Origin of the sequence: Rhodococcus sp. PBTS 1 (assembly GCF_001620025.1) — a bacterium.
Classification (GTDB): domain Bacteria; phylum Actinomycetota; class Actinomycetes; order Mycobacteriales; family Mycobacteriaceae; genus Rhodococcoides; species Rhodococcoides kroppenstedtii.
Genome location: NZ_CP015219.1, coordinates 670,636 through 689,301 on the forward strand (window position 1 = coordinate 670,636; position 18,666 = coordinate 689,301).

12 protein-coding genes are annotated in these 18,666 nt (G+C 65.0%); 9 read left to right on the forward strand and 3 right to left on the reverse strand.

The annotated features are described in order from the left end of the window. Positions 1–20: 20 nt before the first annotated feature. The 3 genes from A3Q40_RS19660 to drmB are packed head-to-tail and all read left to right on the forward strand — an operon-like array spanning position 21 to position 8,058. Positions 21–3,158, forward strand: a complete 3,138-nt coding sequence (locus A3Q40_RS19660; RefSeq protein WP_157889481.1) for a UvrD-helicase domain-containing protein — start codon at positions 21–23, stop codon at positions 3,156–3,158. Further along, a complete protein-coding gene (locus tag A3Q40_RS03105) occupies positions 3,155–6,355 on the forward strand; it encodes a helicase-related protein (RefSeq protein ID WP_068099750.1) in 3,201 nt (1,066 codons plus the stop codon). The genes A3Q40_RS19660 and A3Q40_RS03105 overlap by 4 nt, the downstream gene beginning before the upstream one ends. After that, the gene (drmB, locus tag A3Q40_RS03110; protein ID WP_068099751.1) at positions 6,352–8,058 is read left to right on the forward strand and encodes a DUF1998 domain-containing protein; all 1,707 of its coding nucleotides are present in this window, start codon (positions 6,352–6,354) and stop codon (positions 8,056–8,058) included. The genes A3Q40_RS03105 and drmB overlap by 4 nt, the downstream gene beginning before the upstream one ends. Here the strand turns inward: drmB and A3Q40_RS03115 are convergent, their stop codons facing one another. Beyond that, on the reverse strand, positions 8,059–8,523 hold the full coding sequence (locus A3Q40_RS03115) for a hypothetical protein (RefSeq protein ID WP_068099752.1): 465 nt from the start codon (positions 8,521–8,523) through the stop codon (positions 8,059–8,061). Further along, on the reverse strand, positions 8,520–9,374 hold the full coding sequence (locus A3Q40_RS03120; RefSeq protein WP_235606551.1) for a ParA family protein: 855 nt from the start codon (positions 9,372–9,374) through the stop codon (positions 8,520–8,522). Before A3Q40_RS03120 ends, A3Q40_RS03115 begins: the two co-directional genes overlap by 4 nt. Positions 9,375–9,671: 297 nt before the next feature. Here A3Q40_RS03120 and A3Q40_RS03125 point away from each other — a divergent pair, with 297 nt between their 5' ends. The 6 genes from A3Q40_RS03125 to A3Q40_RS03150 all read left to right on the forward strand — a co-directional run bounded on the left by A3Q40_RS03125 (position 9,672) and on the right by A3Q40_RS03150 (position 17,577). After that, a complete protein-coding gene (locus A3Q40_RS03125) occupies positions 9,672–10,247 on the forward strand; it encodes a TerD family protein (protein WP_068099754.1) in 576 nt (191 codons plus the stop codon). A 109-nt stretch (positions 10,248–10,356) separates the two neighbouring features. Beyond that, on the forward strand, positions 10,357–12,921 hold the full coding sequence (locus tag A3Q40_RS03130) for a Z1 domain-containing protein (protein ID WP_068099755.1): 2,565 nt from the start codon (positions 10,357–10,359) through the stop codon (positions 12,919–12,921). A gap of 5 nt (positions 12,922–12,926) precedes the next feature. Then, positions 12,927–14,750 carry a hypothetical protein gene (locus tag A3Q40_RS03135; protein WP_157889482.1) on the forward strand — a complete coding sequence of 608 codons (1,824 nt, stop codon included), beginning with the start codon at positions 12,927–12,929 and terminating at the stop codon, positions 14,748–14,750. A 4-nt stretch (positions 14,751–14,754) separates the two neighbouring features. Beyond that, positions 14,755–15,642 (forward strand): hypothetical protein, encoded by an 888-nt coding sequence (locus A3Q40_RS03140; RefSeq protein WP_068099757.1) that lies wholly within the window; start codon positions 14,755–14,757, stop codon positions 15,640–15,642. Beyond that, positions 15,639–16,391 (forward strand): DUF6339 family protein, encoded by a 753-nt coding sequence (locus A3Q40_RS03145; protein WP_068099758.1) that lies wholly within the window; start codon positions 15,639–15,641, stop codon positions 16,389–16,391. The genes A3Q40_RS03140 and A3Q40_RS03145 overlap by 4 nt, the downstream gene beginning before the upstream one ends. A 67-nt stretch (positions 16,392–16,458) precedes the next feature. After that, positions 16,459–17,577, forward strand: a complete 1,119-nt coding sequence (locus A3Q40_RS03150) for a DNA cytosine methyltransferase (protein ID WP_068099759.1) — start codon at positions 16,459–16,461, stop codon at positions 17,575–17,577. Here A3Q40_RS03150 and A3Q40_RS03155 read toward each other — a convergent pair. Then, positions 17,574–18,623, reverse strand: a complete 1,050-nt coding sequence (locus A3Q40_RS03155) for a hypothetical protein (protein ID WP_068099760.1) — start codon at positions 18,621–18,623, stop codon at positions 17,574–17,576. The genes A3Q40_RS03150 and A3Q40_RS03155 overlap by 4 nt on opposite strands. Between the last annotated feature and the right edge of the window lie 43 nt (positions 18,624–18,666).

Here is an 18,666-nt window from a genome sequence, read left to right on the forward strand (position 1 = left end):
GAACAGACGAACGGAGACCGTTGGACACGCTGGATGGGCTTGCTGTGCTCAGATCGCTGGAGTCGAGTGTCAAGGCGCTTCGCGCGTCCGCGGTCAACGCTCCGGCTTCGCAGCCGACGGTCCTCGCCGATCTCGCCGATGCGTACGGGGAACTCCCGATGGGCGTGGCCCCGACGTCCGAGGGGCTGCAGTTTCTTCGGCCCGATGTCACCGCGAACGACGTACCGCCGGAGATGCTCTGGCCGCTGGACAGCCTCGTCGACGCAGGCGAGCTGATGGACTGGCGATCGCAACCTTTGGCTGTCGACCTCTCCGAACTACGGCACGAGGCGGAGTTCTACCGTCGCGAGTACGGCGTCGATGTAGAGCGATTGTTCACCGGCTACCGGCAGGAGTGGAACTCCTGGGCGAGGCGTCAGAGTCGAACCGCCGAGAGTGCCGAGCTGTTCGACGCTCTGGACGAGCTTCTTCAGTCCGGGGCGACATCGAGCAAGGAGCTGTACCTCGCTGCGTGGCGTCTGTACGTGCCGGAACTGGGAATCGACTCGCACGTGGTTCGTCGTCGTGTACAGCTTCGGTCGGTCGAGGCGAGCACGTCGCGGGCGGTCGCGACCGACGACCCCGTCGATGGGGGAAATCCGAGGTCCGACGAGCGGGGTCTTCTGCTTCGGGTTGATCTGGCGTCGTCGTTGTACTTCGACACAGAATCCGTGGGTGGGCTCCTCGACCAACCGGACACGCAAACGGCTATCCGCCCAAACTTGTTCGAGCGCAACGACCTTCCATTCGGCTCGCACGTTCGACAGCGGGTTCTGGCAGATGTGCGACCGGCGCTTGCTTCCGCGTTACGGGCGCGGAGGAACGACAACGTCGAATGGTCGTTGACGATGAGCCCCGCGTTACTGGTGCGGGATGCTCCGCCGTCGACAGAGGAGGACCCGCTACGAGACGTGAGAGCTCTGCGCAGTCGCCTCGACCAATGGTCCGACATCGCGGATGCAAGCGATCTGCTCATCCGGGGAGATCGCGAAGCGCTGAGTGTCCTGGAAGCGCGGCTTGCCCGCGCGATGTCGTCACTCGGCATTCAGACACCCGACATCGGTTCCGATTCGCAGCTGTCGTCGACGGGTTCCGGCTCGTTACCGCCGGTGACCGGCGGCAAGTTCAGGGACCGAATGCGTGCGCGACTCGGTGCGGTGGATCCCCTGGTGCGGTTCCGGGACCGTCGCCGCGCGGCCGCGGATGCGGCCGAGTCAGCCGCGGCCGGCGTCGGAAACGCAGCGCACGACACGGTTTCTGCGAACGACACCATTGTGTTGGACGTCTCGGCCGCAGCCCCCACCGCTCCCGCTGAACCGGATGGCGCTCTCGCTCTCGACCCACGTCAGAAATCGGTGGCCGAGGCGGCTCCGTCCGACCGGTTGGTGGTCGTCGCCGGAGCAGGTCAGGGCAAGACCGAGGTTGTGGCGGCCCGGTTGGAGTTCCTCGCGACCGAGCACGAATTCTCGCTGTCTACGGAGGTTCTCGTCCTGAGTTTCTCGCGCGCGGCCGTCGCCGCCGTGCGTAAACGACTCGCGACCCGAGGGTTGGCCGGCGCGGAGATCCGAACCTTCGACTCGTTCGCGAGCCGCGTCATCATCGATGCCGGATTGGACCCGTCGGGGACGTTCGACAGACGGATCGAGCAAGCAACCCAGTTGCTCGAGGACGACGAGACCGAGTTGCCCATGCTCGACGACCTCGGCCACATCGTTCTGGACGAGGTCCAGGATCTCGTCGGGAAGCGGGCGCGCCTCGCGCTGGCACTGATCGAACGCGTGGGATCGGAGGTCGGATTCACCGCTCTCGGCGACCCGAACCAGGCACTGTACGACTTCCAGCTGACGGACGCCGAGCGCGTCGCACACACGGAGATTCTCACGGAATTCGAACGCTTCGACGACACGCGGGTTACGTCGCTCGCCCGCAATTTCCGGGCGCGCGGTCAGATCCCACTCGCGGTCGTCGATCTCGGTCACCGTCTGCGGACGATGAACGACGGCACGAAGGCGCGGGCGGTCGTCGATGCGTTCATCGCAGAACTCACGCCCGTCGACCCGGAAGTATGGCTGGCCGATGTCTACCGTGCCGGTCGGACAACCGCCGTACTCACCAAGACCAACGGAGATGCGCTCCGGGTATCGCAGATGCTCACCGCGCTCAAGATTCGTCACACGCTGCGTCGACCCTCACAAGAGCAAGGCGCGAGCGCCTGGGTATCCGAACTGGCAAGGTTGTTGCCGCGTGCGGTGACTCGTCGCGACGAGGTCGTCACGGCGCTCCGTTCGACGTCCGTGGCCGATCCCGACACGGCGTGGAGTGTCTTGAAGGAAGCGGAGGGTGTGTTCCGTTCACCGGACGAGCTCGACATATCGCGCATTCGGCGCGCTATCGGGGGCTACGGGATACCGACTGCGCTACTGGCCGACAACACCGAAGATGTCGTGGTGTCGACCGTGCATCGAGCGAAAGGCCTCGAGTTCGACCGCGTGTTCTTCCTCGATACCGACTGGGAATCGGACCAGGACGACTTTGCGATAGCGCGGCGCAACTACGTGGCATTGAGTCGAGCTCGCGACGAGGTTCGTCGCTGCAGTCCGAAGCCCGCGAAGGCGTGGATGAAGAAGCAGGATGCGCCGCCCGGACGGTGGATGGAGAAGGTCCACGGTCGAGGCGGTCAGCGCGTTCGCGCCATCGAGTTCCGCAACGGCGACGTCACGACGGATATCCCGTTCTCGACCGACGAGGTCGAGTCGGTTCATGCCGCACAGGCCCTCCTCGCGTCGGGTCGACTGACCGGCGCGCCCGTGACGCTGACTCTGGATACAGGGTGGAGCACTCGCGACGCTCCGATCTACCTCGTTCACGAGGCCGAGGGTGCGGCCTTCGCCCGCACTGACGAGGAGTTCGGACGCAGCGTCAGGAAACTCTTCGGCATCAGAAACTCCGCTTTTCCGATGGTGATGAACGGGGCGACCGTGATGACGGTGGAGTCCGTGACGGGCTCGCCCGAGGTCTGCGCCGAAGCAGGATTGGGTGAATCCGGCATCTGGCTGGCACCCCGATTGTCGGGGTTGGTGCGACCGCAATGGGACTCGAAGTGGGACGGAAGAGCATGACGAACACGAATGACCAGCTCGAGTCGATGTACGCCTTCCGGGCAGAGATGGTCGACCAACTGACGAAGGATCTGTTCGGTCCGGGGCTCGGTGACGACGAGGTCCTGGACGAGCTGCCATTGGACCGATACGTGGTGGGCGTGCTGTGGCCGACGGAAGACGAGCTCCAGGAAGAACCCGAGCCGGACAGCGCCGAGTCCGACTCCGAGGACAGCGCCGGCGACACGCCCGTTGCTCAGTCGATGATGCGGTATCCGTCGTCGATGGGTTTGACGTTCACCGTGGACGCGAACTCGGTGGAGTCCGTGAGCATCGACATCGCCGCAGCCCGGTACGTGCCGTCCGTCGACGTGGACGAGCCTCCGGAGGACACAACAGGACGCCGACGAGGCCGGGCGAAGCCGTCATCGTGGACCCGCGCTGTAGCGCAGATCGATACGGTCGTCCACCCGATCGCGACGGTGGGCACCATGACGCGAGACGTGGCACCCGGACTTCAGCTGTACACGCTCACGCGCACACCGCGGAACAGCACGGTCACGATCTCCGCAATTCTTCGGAACACCGCCAGAACCGGCAAGGGCGAACTTCGTGACGCGCATGCATGGTTTCAAGCCGAAATCACGGTGAGCACCGCCCCCCCGGCGCTGCTCGACCGTGGTGCTCCCAACCGCCTTGGCGACGACCCCGATCTGCAGAGTGCCGACCTGATGTATCGCAACGCGAGAACATTCGGCATCGGTCATGGCTGCGCTGTCACCTGGGACGCCTCGCCGCGGGTGGCGACCGATCGGATCCGGACGACGCAGCTGCCGGCATTCGAGGTGTCGCGGGCGCGTCCCGGCTCAGCGGACGGGATCGATCTTCGGATGTCGACCCTGGGTCGGAAGGACGCAGCGACCGTCGTTCACAACCTGGGTTTGCTGGTCGAGTCCTACCGAGCGTGGATCGACGAACGTCATGCGGCGGTGAGTGCAGACCGGGCCGATGTCGCCGACGAACTCAAGCCCACGGCCGACCGACACTTCGAGCAGGCGCGCGAAGCCGCCGATCGGATCGAGGCCGGTATCCGTCTCCTGTCCACCGACAGAGACGTCTTCGCCGCATTCCAGCTGGCCAACCGCGCGATGCAATCACAGCGGGCGCGACAGGTCTGGGTGCGGGCGGGCGCCACTGGACCGGTGGACGACGGCGCGGACCAGACGTGGTACCCGTTCCAGATTGCCTTCGTCCTGCTCAATTTGCCTGGTCTGGCCGACCCCGCCCACTCGGACCGCGATGTGGCGGATCTGCTGTGGTTCCCCACCGGCGGCGGTAAGACCGAGGCGTATCTCGGTCTGGTCGCGTTCATCTTGCTGCTCCGTCGTATCCGAGACGACGGCGCCATCGGGGTGGCGGTCATCATGCGATACACGTTGCGCCTGTTGACCATTCAGCAGTTCGAGCGCGCGACGATGTTGATGTGCGCGTTGGAACGGGTGCGCGCCGACCGCGGCGAACTCGGTTCGAGGCCGTTCGCCATCGGTCTCTGGGTCGGACGTGGGGGAACGCCCAACACGCATGACGACGCCAAGAAGGCTCTCCGAGCGCTTCGGTCCGGAACGGAAATCACCGAGTCGAATCCCGTTCAGCTGACGCAGTGCCCGTGGTGCGGCAGAGCGCTCGATCACTCGAAGTACTCGCTGGTGGTCGGTCCCGGCGCCAGGCTGCGGATTGCGTGCGGGAATTCCACATGCGAATTCTCGTCGGGCCTGCCGGTGTACGTCGTCGATCAGGATATTTACGAGTACCGCCCGGAACTTGTCCTCGGGACTGTCGACAAATTCGCCATGATGGCCTGGCGACCGGAGGTGCGGAAACTTTTCGCGCGCGACGGAGTAGGCATTCCACCCGACCTGATCATTCAGGACGAGCTGCACTTGATCTCGGGTCCGTTGGGGTCGATGGTCGGGCTGTACGAGACCGCTGTCGACGCCGCGTGCTCGTCGCCGATCGACGGGACCGACCGACGATCACGCCCGAAGATCGTCGCGTCGACGGCAACCATTCGGCGGTCGAGCTCGCAGATCAAGAGTGTGTTCGACCGAGACTCCCGACAATTCCCGCCGCCCGGCATCGACCCCGATCAGTCGTTCTTCGCCGAGCCCGCTCCGCGCGAGATGGCCGGCACTCGAATGTACGTCGGCGTGATGAGCCCGGGAACGAGTCATGCGACGCTGATGGTCCGGACCTACGGAGCCCTCCTGCAGGCGGGCCAGGACATCGATGCCGACCCGGCCGTTCGGGATCCCTATTGGACTCTGTTGGGGTACTTCAACAGTCTTCGTGTTCTGGGCAGCGCCTTGCTGCAGGTCGAAGGTGACGTCCGCGAGCGGCTGGGTGTGGTTGCTCGTCGGTCGGGATCGACTGCCCGCACCCTGCAACCGTCGAACGAGCTGACCAGCCGAGTTGCGTCCGCCGAAATCCCTCGGCGTCTCAAAAGCTTGGAGCAGCAGTACGGTTCCGGCTCGGCCGATGACGTCGTTCTCGCGACGAACATGATCTCGGTCGGTGTCGACATCGACCGGCTGGGTTTGATGACGGTGATGGGTCAGCCGCAGTCGAGCTCCGAGTACATTCAGGCCACGAGCCGGGTGGGCCGGAAGTACCCGGGGCTGGTGGTCACGATTCTCAACTCCGCACGATCCAGGGACCGTTCGCACTTCGAGAACTTCGTTCCCTTCCATCAGGCGATGTACCGGGCCGTCGAGGCCACGAGCGCAACCCCGTTCGCCGCTCGCGCTCGTGACCGCGGACTGCACGGTGTCTTTGTGTCCATGGCGCGGTTGATGATCGATGCCATGTCTGGAGAAGGCGGCGCTGCGGCTGCTCCCGCGGAGGAGCACAAGCTCCGGGAATTGATCGACGCCATCGAGCGGCGCGTGCAAGCGACCGCGCCGGAGGAGGTTGAGGACACCGTCGAACAGCTGAACGCGATGCTGCAGGTGTGGATGGACGAAGCCGGCGGGCGTAGCGCGTTCAAGTTCCGTGACACGAAGGCGCCCACCGAGGCGTTGTTGGTCGAGCCCGGCGCGGCCTTGACGGACGTCGACATCGAGTACACGCAGACCGAGACACCGTGGCCCACGTTGATGAGCTTGCGTGATGTGGACGCCGAAAGTGCGCTCTACCCGATCAAGATGAGGAGTCACACATGAGCGTGGCCAACGCTCGACGCACCCAGCTGCTCAGCACCTACGGAGTGGGAAGCCTGTTCCCTTCCGATACGACGAGCTACATGATCGCCGGGATTCACGAATGGAAGCCTCGCGATGCCGACACGATTTCGGAGCCGCGTCTGGCGCGCAGTCTCAACGTGTCCGAGCTGAAGTCCCCGCCGGCGGGTTCGAAGAACAAGAGAGACGTCCCGGTCATTCGCTTCCCGATCACTCAGGTCTGCCCGTCCTGCCGCCGCATCGACTCGATACGAGAACTGTCGAAGGACCCGGCGAAGACTCAGTGCACCTGCGAGAACAAGGCGGAACTGAGCCCGTTTCGCTTGGTGGTCGCCTGCACCCGCGGCCACATCGACGAGTTCCCGTATTACAGGTGGTTGCACAAGGGTCAGGACTCCTGCAAGGGCCAGAAGATGCACCTGAGGGCGGGCGGCCGCACATCGTCGCTGGCCGACCTCGAGCTCACCTGCACGTGTGGTGTCGACCCGCGGTCGCTGGACGGATCGGTGGGTCCGAGGGCTCTGGCAGAGTTTGGAACTTGCAGCGGTCGTCGCCCGTGGTTGGGGCCCGACGCGACGCAGCCCTGCGACGAAATCCCGCGGGCCGTGCAGCGCGGTGCGTCGAATGTCTGGTTGCCGGCTGTCCGGTCCGCCATTTCGATCCCGCCCTACTCGCAGGCGCTGGCGAAGTTCGTCACGAGACACTGGGCGGCGCTGGAGGACCCGGCGGCCGTGACGCCGGCATTGGTGGCGAGCCTGGCGAGACATTCTCGATTCACCGCACAGCAAATCGAATCCGAGGTCGAGCGCCGACGGGGTGAGCAGGTCGACGACCTGCTCACGGAGGAAGCCCTACGGAGACAGGAATACCGTGCGCTCGTCGAGGGTCGGGAGCAGGACGGCTTGGACGACGACTTCGTCTGCCTGGCCCGTGAGGTCCCGGTCGATCTCGAACACGTGATCGCCGACGTTCGCAAAGTGACTCGTCTGCGTGAGGTGCGGGCTCTCTACGGTTTCACTCGACTGTCCGACGAGACCGGCGAGGAGAATCTGTGCGCGTTGACCCCGGACCGCGTCCACTGGCTTCCGGCCGTCGAGGTGATCGGTGAAGGGGTCTTCCTCACGTTCCACCGAGACGAGCTCGAGCGGTGGGCGGGGAAGTCCTTCGCACAGGAACGGTGGACTCTGTTCACCTCTGCGACCAAGGGCCGCTCTCCGTGGCAGCAGCTGGGGGACGTCTCCGGTGTGATCGCAGTGGCGCTGCATACCTTCGCGCACGTGATCATCGACCAGATGGCGTTGACCGCCGGTTATCCGGCCGCGTCGCTGCGCGAGCGGCTGTACGTCGACGACGAGATGGCCGGTTTTCTCGTCTACACAGCGAGTTCCGATTCAGCTGGGAGCCTCGGAGGCGTTGCCTCGCAAGCGGAGTCGGACCGACTGGGCCCCGCTCTCCTCGAAGGGCTGCGTCGTTTGTCGTGGTGCTCCGCCGACCCGGTGTGTATCGAATCGCGCGGAGCTGGAGTCGACGCCGTGAACCTCGCGGCGTGTCACGCGTGCGTCCTCGTCCCGGAGACGTCCTGCGAATGCGGCAATCGTTACCTCGATCGCGCCTTGCTCTTCGGAACCCCGGAGGGCGGCCACGAGAACGACGGACTGTTCAGCGACGTGGTGTTCGACGTCTGATCAGTGGAAAGCGCGGTCTCTGTTGCGTGTCGCCTCGGTGCTTTCGAGGATGCGGTCACGGAGCCTCGACACCGTTTTCCACTTCATGGCTCGCTTGTCGGGATCCATGCCGTACTGATGGATGACGTCGCGCAGCTGGTCGAGCGAAAGCTCGGCCAGCCGGGACCGCAAGGCATCTCGTCCGTCCGACCGAAAGACGTCGAACGGGTCGAGGACGGCGGGAGTGCGGGCCGATCGCGTACGCGTCGCCGCGGACTGAGCGCGCGTCGGCGACGACGTCCGCCCCGAATCGACCACTCGCGCAGCGGCACTGGCGAACTGGGTGTTCTCGCCGCGCATGGCGTCGGCGGCCAGCCGCGCCATGGTGAGGACGACCACCGCGGCGTCCGGATCGACCGCTGCCAACTGGTCGATGCCGGCATCGAACTGCGCCCGCGCTTCGGAGACCGGTCCGGGTTGATTCATGTGTAGATCTTCGCATTCATCATCACGTGTTCGGTCAGGTCTTCCAACGTTTCGAAGACCTCGCCCCCGCCGTACCGTTTGGCCAGCGTGCCGCTACTCCCCGAGCCGTAGTCGGCCGCACCGGCGATCGCGATGGCGTCGGGAACCCAGAACGGGATCACGTTCGGGGGACGCTCGGTGGTACTGCGATCTTCCGGTCGCAGGGCGTCGAAGTCCAGTACGGCGTTCTGCAGCCGTTGAATGGTCGTTCGGTGGAGGTTGGTGCTCTTCCGATACTTCGTGATGATGAGCCCGAGGGCCTTGAGGCTGTGGCCGGACTTTTCCGCGAACGCCGCGACCCGTTTCTGGATCTGCGGGATTCCGTAAGTGGACAGGACATCCGGGATGGTCGGGATGACATATGCGTCGGCCACCATCAGACCGTTGCGGGTCACGATGCCCATGTTCGGCGGGCAGTCGAGAAGAATGTAGTCGTAATGGTGTGCCACCGACTCGACGGCGTTCTTCAGGACCGACAGAGGTTCCAGCGAGTCGGGCTCGTCGAACTGCCACGCAGCGACCTCCTCTGAGATCTCGATCATGTCGAGAGACGAGGCAAGGAGGTCGATACCGGTGACGCTTCGGAGTGGCGAGACGTCACGCTGAATGGCCCTGTCGATGTCGAACGCGGGAGCCCGCGAGTCCAAGGCTTGTTCGAACAGCGCTTTGATGGTCCGGTGCGACGTATTCAGTTCCTGCCACCGCTCACCGCCGATCATCATGGTGGTGAGGTTCGTCTGCGGATCGAGGTCGACGAGCAGCACCCGCTTCCCGAAGCTGCCGGCCATGATCTCGGCCATCGCCGCCGTCATCGTCGACTTGCCGACTCCACCCTTGAGGTTGATCGTGGCAATTGCGGTGACCATGGCGGTGCTGTCCCTCTCGCTCTGAACTCACCGCGGACCGAGCGGTTGGTGGACGCTCCGACTCTACGATGGCCGACCGACAAGGCCGTGGGGAGGGCGTTGCGCGTTGCGTCCGGGCTACGCCGAGAGTCCCATCGTCGAACCCAGCCACGGTGAAGAACGGCAGGGCCATTTTGCCCACTTGCACGGCCGTCATGGCTAGATTGAATCGAGACCGGGTGACGCGAGGATGGGAACCGAGACATGTCAGTGACACTGGCCAAGGGTGGGAATGTCTCACTCAGCAAGGAGGCGCCCAGCCTGACTGCCGTCTCCATCGGGCTGGGCTGGGACGTCCGAACGACGAGCGGTGGTGCCTACGACCTGGACGCCAGCGCGATTGCGCTCGACTCGTCTCGTCGCGTGCTGAGTGACGAGTTCTTCGTGTTCTACAACAATCTGCGCTCGCCGGACGGCGCGATCGAGCACACCGGCGACAACCGGACCGGCGAAGGTGACGGCGACGACGAGAGCATCGACGTCGACTTGGCTGCGCTGTCGCCCACCGTCGACTCCATCGTGTTCCCGGTGTCCATTCACGACGCCGAGGCGCTTCGTCAGAACTTCGGCCAGGTTGTGAACGCGTTCATCCGGGTCGTGGACAAATCCGACGGCCGGGAACTGGCCCGTTTCGACCTCAGTGAGGACGCGTCGACCGAGACGGCCATGGTGTTCGGCGAGCTCTATCGTCGCAACGACGAGTGGAAGTTCCGCGCCATCGGACAGGGCTACGCCTCGGGGCTGGCAGGTATCGCGCGGGACTACGGAATCAACGTCTGAGGCAGAACCTCCGGACCAGCGGATCGTGCCGTCGAGCTGCGCGCACCGTCGGTCTTCCGTGCCTACGACCGAGTCCGGCGACGGGCCGGCTACGACAAGGACATGCGCAGTGGACCCGTTCTACGAAGTGTTCGCGGGCTGGGCGAGAAAGACCTCGCTCGACTCCGCCATCAAGAGTTTCACCGGTCGGCTTAAGCCCGAGGAGCTCGAGAGTTTCGTCGAGGAGTACCGCAACGAGGTGACCACCGTCATCAACGAGGGACCACCCATCATTCACGGCCCGCGCGAGCCCTGGTACGCCGGACCGAACGCGTCCGCGGACACGTACTGGCCGGCCCTGGAGCGGTACATCCGCACGGATCTCGCTTGGCCCGAGAAGCGGGTCACCACGTTGGACCGGTCGTCCAACAAGGTGATTGCCTACACTCCGCGCCCCAACGCGACGGACTGGGACTCGAAGGGACTGGTCGTCGGGTACGTCCAGTCGGGCAAGACCACGAACTTCACCGCGGTGATCGCCAAGGCCGCCGACGTCGGCTACAAGTTCGTCATCGTTCTCTCCGGCATCCACAACGGCCTCCGTAAGCAGACGCAGGAACGCCTGGACGAGCAGCTCCACCAGCTGACACCCGCCAAGTGGAAGCAACTGACCAACGCGGGCGGCGACTTCGAGGCTCCGACGATGCAGTCCACGTCACTGCTGCACGTCGACGACAGCGGTGTGATCCTGGCCGTGGTGAAGAAGAACGCCGCGGTACTGAAGCGCCTGGACAAGTGGCTTCAGCCCGCCGTGAAACAACGCGCACTCGGGGACGTCCCGACCTTGGTTATCGACGACGAAGCGGATCAGGCGAGCGTCGAGACTCGCATCATCAATCCGCTCATCAGGGGCATCATTGCCAAGCTGCCGAAGAGCACCTACATCGGATACACTGCGACGCCCTTCGCCAACGTGCTGATCGACCCGGGTGCCGGTGACCTCTATCCGAAGGACTTCATCCTCAATCTGCCCGAGCCGGACGGCTACTTCGGTACCGAGAGAATCTTCGGCAGAGACGTGGTCGAAGGCGACGAGGCGAACGGGGTCGAACTCGACGGGTCAAATATGGTCCGAATCATTCCGGACGAGGATGTCGACGACGTCCGCCCGTCGGGCAAGAGTGCTGCGAAGGCGTTCATCCCGTCGATACCGCCCACTCTCGACGACGCCCTGACGTGGTTCGTCCTGGCGACCGCCGCTCGACGTGCCCGCGGCGACGAGGGCCACGCGACGATGCTGATCCACACGTCGGTGAAGACCGACATCCACGATCACTTCCGGGGACCCCTCGGCGCCTTCGTCTCCGGACTCGCGAAGAAGTGGGAGACCGGAGATTCCGCCACGGTGGAACGACTGACATCACACTGGGACAGGGAAATCGCGCTGGTGACGGCCGGAACGTTCGGGCTGGCCCCCCTGGCGTTCGACGATCTTCGTCCGTTCGTCGGTGACGTCCTGGGTCGATGCCGCATCGTCATCGACAACTTCCGCAGTGACGACCGTCTGGACTATTCCGAGGACGGTCAGGTGGCGATCGCGGTAGGCGGCAACACCCTGAGCCGAGGGTTGACTCTGGAGGGGCTGACCGTCAGCTACTTCGTTCGGGCAGCGGGAGCGTACGACACCCTGTTGCAGATGGCTCGGTGGTTCGGCTTCCGGTTCGGGTACGAGGATTTACCCCGTATCTGGATGACCGAGGAGCTGCGGCAATGGTTCCGGCATCTCGCGACCGTCGAACGAGAAATCAGGCTCGACATCGAACGGTACGAATCCGAAGACCTGACACCCACCGAGTTCGGTGTTCGGATCCGGACGCATCCCACACTGCGGATCACCGCCAAGATGGGTGCCGCCATTCCTGCATACGCCTCGTACGGCGGGCGGCGGGTGCAGACCCGGTATTTTCGCACGCAGGACGAAGACTGGCTGCTGCGTAACGTCGACGCTGCAGACGGTCTACTGTCTCGCGTCAGGACCAAGGGAATCGAGCCCAGAACAGTCGACTCGGGGGCTGTGTTGTTCGAGGGTGTCGACGCCGACGACGTGCTGAGCTTCCTGAACAGCTATGTCGTGCATCCCGATTCGCCGGATCTCGATGCAGACTTGATCGGCAAGTACGTTGCCAAGCAGCGCCGTCGAGGGAGTCTCGACACGTGGAACCTCGCCGTGATGGCGGCCAAACCGGGCTCGGAGCGTGGAATGGTGCGTCTCGGCGGCATGGAGTTCGGCCGCATCGTGCGATCGCAACTGAAGGTGGACGGGGTCGAACGCGCCGACATCAAGACGCTGATGTCCAAGGACCATCGTGCGGTCGACTTCCTCGACCAATCGGTGGCCCGGAAGATGAGTGAGAACGCGCTGATGGACGCGCGTGACAAGCATGCGGAGGTCAAGTCGAAGGGGCTGATACTCCTGTATCCCATCGACCCCACGTCGGAGCCGGACAAGGCGAACAAGGACTCGAGGAATCCCCTGAACGCGGCTGCCGATGTCATCGGCATCGCGCTGGTGTTCCCCGGGTCGGCGAACGACGACAGCAAGGTCAGCCAGACGTATGTCAGCGTCGATCTCACGGATGCCGAGATCGAATCCGACGACGGCGAACTGGTTGCGTTGACGGGATCCGACGGGTGAGTTCGATGACCGCCTCGACCGGGGCCACATGGTGGTCGCAGCGTGTCGCTGCAGAGGGATCGACCGCGTCCGAGGGCATTCGTCGTCAATTGGGAAAGCCGAAACTCGATCCGCTGACGGTGCTGGTTCGCGAGGCAGCGCAGAACAGTTGCGACGCAGCGTTGCCCGGTCACGATGTCGAGTTCAACGTCCAGATCCGTCAGCTGTCCGGCAGGAGGCTCGAGGGCTGGCGGAACTTCCTGCTGCCCGGTCCCGACGGTGCCGACCTGGGTTTGTCCCAGGCCATGACCACCGATCCGACCGTGCTCATCATTTCCGATCGTGGCACGACCGGCCTCGGGGGACCGCTCCGGGCGGACGAGCCTCCGCTCGATGGTGAGCGGGGTGATTTCGTCAAGTTCATACGGAACGTGGGGGAGCGGAAGGGTGTCGACCTCGGCGGAGGCTCCTACGGCTTCGGTAAGGGGATCCTCTACAACGTGAGCAAGTGTCACGTCATCGTCGCGGACAGCCAGTGTGTGTTTCGGGGCAAGATGCAACGCCGACTGATCGGCGCCGCTATGGGCGATGGGTTCCAGCACGATGGCGTGCGCTACACCGGTCGTCACTGGCTGGGAGTACGGGACGGGGATATCGCGCAGGCGCTGATCGACCGCGACGCCGAGGACATGGCGAATGCTCTCGGTCTGCCCAGATTCGCCGAAGGACAGACGGGCACGACCGTGGCCATCATTGCTGCCGATCTCGGGGCGGTGAGAACGGGAGAGTCCGAGGAACCCCGCACACCTCAGTCGGCCGCGGAGTACATGGCGTCGACGATGATGTGGAATCTTTGGCCCAAGATGCTGGACGGCGTGGAGAACCGGTTGCGATGCTCGGTGAAGTTCGAGGGCTTCGCGGTCGAACTTCCCGCGCCGGAGTCCACCATCGAGTTGAGACCGTTCGTCGACGCGTTTCGCAAGTTGTCCCGCGACGGTGAGTACGACGTTCCTCCGCGTCGTGCGAAACCGACCGAGATCGGGCGATTCGCGAAAGTGGAGACGATGGCTCCGTTGTCACGGCATCCGCTGCTCGCGCTGGCCGCGCCGTTCACCGGGTCGGCACGTCACTGCGCGCGGATGCGGCAAGCGAACCTCGTCGTCGACTACGTTGCCGGTGAACCACACTCGAACGAGGCGGTCCAGTACGGCGCCGTGTTCAAGTCGGCGGTCGAGGCGGACCGGTACTTCGCGGACGCCGAACCGCCGACGCACGACGATTGGGTCACCAGTGGGCTGCACGGAACAGCGTTGGGGGTCATCCGCCTGGCCGCCCGCTTCGTGAACGCCAATCTCAAGCCGATCTCCGTGGAAGCCGGTCCCGAGTCGCAACACGACGCCGCGCTCGCGCCGTTGGCGGGTCGATTGGCCGGCCTTGTCGGTGGCGTCGCGGAGGGTCGCTCGGCGTCCGGCGGGTCGGGTCGTGAAGGCGGTCATCGCGCCGGCCGGTCGCCCGGTTCCCGGATGCCCAGGCCGAAGGTGGTCGACGGTCCCGCACTGGTTGTCGAGGATGGTGTCGCTCTGGTGAAGGCGACCGTCGAAATGCCGGCGTGGTCCACCACCACCACGGTGACCGCCGAACCGTCCGTGGTGATCGACGGCGGGGTCGAGAGCCACGAGTTGTTGGACGCGCCCGTCGTGGTCGGCTGGACGAGCCCGGGAACGAAGGAGTTCCGACGGGGCGAGGATCTGAGAGTGGGTCCGCGGGACGAGCGTCTGTGGGTCGTCTCGGTGCAGCCTCCGCTCGATGCCGTCGTTCGTCTGGCCGTCTCGGTAGCCGCGGAGGGATGACGAGATGACGGATGTGAGGCCGTATTTCGTTCCCGGCGCCGATGCCGTGACGGTGTCGGACTGGTCGCAGCTCGTGGACGGTACGTGGGAGTCGCTCGGCGAGGAGGTCGAGAACTGGGATTACCGCACGGATCTCCGTCTTCGCTGCGCGGTCGAGGCCGACGTCGCTCGCATCAGGGCAGACACACATCTGACCGATGGCTCTCCTCTGGCATTTCACTTCGGTTGGCGTGCATCCGATACGTACCTCGTCGGACCCAGCACGCGGGTTCCCCTGGTGAACAGGCAATTCGACGTCGAGATCGAGATCGACCCCCAGTTCGCCGGAGCGTCGATCGTCCTGACCCGTCGGCTGGTCCTCGAGCGCGATCGGTTCAGTCCCCGAGCGGGGGAGGCCTCCCGCGCCGGGTCGATCCTGTGGAGCCATGAGCAGCCGCTCCGACTGATGGGTCAAGAGGCGTTGTTTCCCACCGAGGTGGTGGACTTCGAAGCCTTCGGCATCGATCCCGGGGCGAGCTGGCACCTCGTGATGCCCGCGTCCCCGGACGAGCCGGCCATGGGCGCGTTGCTCCTCCTGCTGAACCCTCTCGACACCAAGCTGGTGAAGGCAGTGCAACGGGTCAAGAACCATTCGGACGAGCAGTTGGCTCTGATCGAGGGTATGGAGGAGGGCGTGGTCGACGAGATGGTGCGGTGGTCGTTGGCGCACTGGGACGAGCTGGGAGAGTGCGATCCCGAATCGTTCGGTGCGGCGGCGCGCACCCTGACCTCACGTGTTCTCGACGAGCCTGCAGCATGGGCATCCGACGCTGTGCTGCGGTCGTCCATGGATCTCCGGAGCTCCATCGCCGCCGGTACCCGCGCCATCGGCTTCGGGAGGTCGCTGTCGTGACGGAGCTGTGGCCACGTCTCGGTCTCGCGCCCGCGACTGTGGCCTACCGCGTGCTGGAGGGCGAGCCTGCACAGCTGGCTGTCGCGGCCCGGACCAAACATCCTCAGATGACGTACGCGGCGACGGGTGGCCGACGCATCGGCGAAACCGGGGTCCGGCAGTTGGCGGAGGCGGTGCGTGCCAACGCCGAGGACTTCGGGTACCCGTACGAGGTCGACACCGCCGATCTGGTTCGGTTCGACCGGGTTGCGGCGGAGACCGTCCACAAGACGATGAATATCACGGCAGTGGAGGCCGGGACCCGCGGCGTGTGGTCGTTCCTGTCGGTGGTCGCGATGCCGGACATCACACAGTGGCGGTTCCCGAACCGGAACGTCGAGCGATGGATCGCCACGGACCTGACCCGGCACATGTTCGCCCGATTGTGGTGGCAAGCGACGACTTTCGTGGTGGTCACCGAGGCCGGGCACGACTACTCGCTACTGCGAAGCCTCTCGGAAAGCGACCTCAATCAGATCACCGAGCGACGGTCCATCGCCGGGGTCACACCCCTCGCTCGATCCATTGCCCGCGTCGCACTCGACCTGGGTTCGACCGACAGCCGACGTGCGGTTTTCCGCGAAGCGGTCCCGCGGCTGCGGCGACTGATGGCATTCGTCGACTTCGCCACCCTGTCGGACGATCAGCTCGACGACCGGGTGAGATCGGTGTTCGGTGCAGCAGCGTCGGCGGTCCGTGGACCGGCCTGATGCGTCCGTGTCAGGACGCGTCGGAGGCAGCCGGCGGGGCTCCGACGGTGTCGTAGACTCCGCCATCATGACCGACACCATCCACGAAGCATTCGATGGTGCGGGTCATGCGGTGGTGGACCTCTTCGCCGGCCCTGGCGGACTGGATGTGGCCGCGACCTGGCTCGGTCTGCCGGTACACGGTATCGAGTGGGACGCCAACGCCAATGCCACCCGCCGGAACGCCGGTCTCGACACCTCCGAAGGGGACGTGCGCGATCATGGTCCGGCTCGGTTTCCCGGCGCGACCATTCTGACCGGCGGCCCCCCTTGCCAGACCTTCACGGTGGCCGGCTCGGGTAGCGGGCGGGCTGCCCTCACCGAGCTCCGAGGTTTGGTCGGCCGCATGGCCGAGCAGGAGGACGTCAGCGCGTCGTTGACGATGCTGGAGGACGAGCGGTCGGGGCTGGTGCTCGAACCGCTACGTTGGATCCTCGAGGCCCTGCGTGAGGAGCACCCGTTCGAGGCCGTGGTGCTGGAGCAGGTGCAAGCGGCACTCCCGGTGTGGCGGGCGATGGAACCGGTCCTCGCTGCAGTGGGCTACGACGTGGAGTGTGCGGTCCTGCGCACCGAGGAGTTCGGTGTTCCCCAGACCCGACGACGAGCAGTCCTCCTGGCGAACCGGGTCAGGCCACCGCAGATGCCGACGCCGACCCATCAGCGCTACCGACGGGGTGTTCCGCGGCTGTCCGCCGGCAGCGATCCGCAACCGTGGGTGTCGATGGGGGACGTGCTGTCGCGACCGGAGCCGTTCGAGGTCATCTCCAACTACGGCACCGGTGGCGATCCGTCGCTCCGCGGACGGCGAAGGTCGTCCGAACCCGCAGCCACGGTGACGGGAAAGGTCTCGCGTAATCGAATCGTGAACGCGCGCGGCGAATTCCTGTCCAGGTTCACAGAGAAAGAGGCCGGGATTCTCCAGACGTTCCCCGCGAACTACCCGTGGGCGTCGGCCGGGTGGGCACAGCAGGTGGGGAACGCGGTGCCTCCGCGTTTGGGTGCCCACCTTCTCGCCGGGGCACTCGGGCACTCCCTCGATCCGGCCGTTCTCGACGCCGAAGCGAGTCGTCCCTGGGTGATTCCTCGTCGAGAAGCCGTCGACCTGGACGCGGTCGAACGGAGCCAGGTTGTGATCGGGGTGTCCTAGGTCCCTTCGGTGAAGTCCTTCACGATGGCCGACACACTCCGGCCCGCGTACGTCCACACGTCCCCGCCAGGTATCGATGCCGGTTCCGGCCGACCGGCCGACGTGATGATGTGCTTGGCGAGCCGGGTTAGTGAAAAGCGTTTGTCGGGATCGCCCGGCCACGCCAGAGGTTTCGCAGGATCATCTCCCCATACCGCGTAACTCAACTCGGGGTTGTTTCTCTTCCACTCCTCGACCGCGGCCACGACGTCACCGCCGATATATTTGTTCAAGTTCAGCGTCACTTCCGCGCCGACCGGTATGAGTCCGTTCCGAACGGCGATGGATGCCACGCGCGGTCCGCGACTCCGCTCCGCGATATCCTCGCGCGCCTCACGTTCTTCGGCGATGCGGGGCGCCAGCAGTCGGTCGTCCAGATCGTCGACCGGCCAGATGCGGGAGAAGCCGACCGACAGAGTGTTCGACGGTTCGCCGCTGGTGAACAGCGAGTACTGGACGCACTCGACGGTGACGAGGGTCGCTGATCGGTCGTTCAGCCACGACACGGTGGTGAGCACCTGTGAGGGGAAGTGCTCGGCGACGAGCACAATGCGCGGCCGCGCCAGTGCCTTGGGGTCCCAATTTCCGTCGACGTGCTCGAAGAGGCGTGCGTATCCCTCGGCGGGTGTGGGTTCTGATTCCGACGTTCTCAAGTAGGCAGCGTGGACCGCTCCGAGGTCCTCGGCTGTAAATCGCGCCACCAAGGCTGCATACGTGAGGGCTTGCAGATGCACCCGTTTGTCGCCTCCCCGCTTCAGCTCCACGACGACAGGCGTGCCCTGCGAATCGAGCCCGAGGATGTCCAATCGCTCGGACGCGAGATCCCCCGCAGCCGATTGCCATCGCGCGAACTGCGTCGAAACGATCATCACGTCGTCGCCCAGGATTTCCGGGTGCGCCACGATCCACTGCTCGAGGTGGTCCACTTCGCGCAAGCCTTCGGCCTGCATGGTGGTCGAGCGCTGCGGAACGGCATCCGATCCACTGACGGTGAAGTACTGGGTCATTGGTGATCCTGGTGGTTCGCGGGGGCAGTGCATCGACCGTACC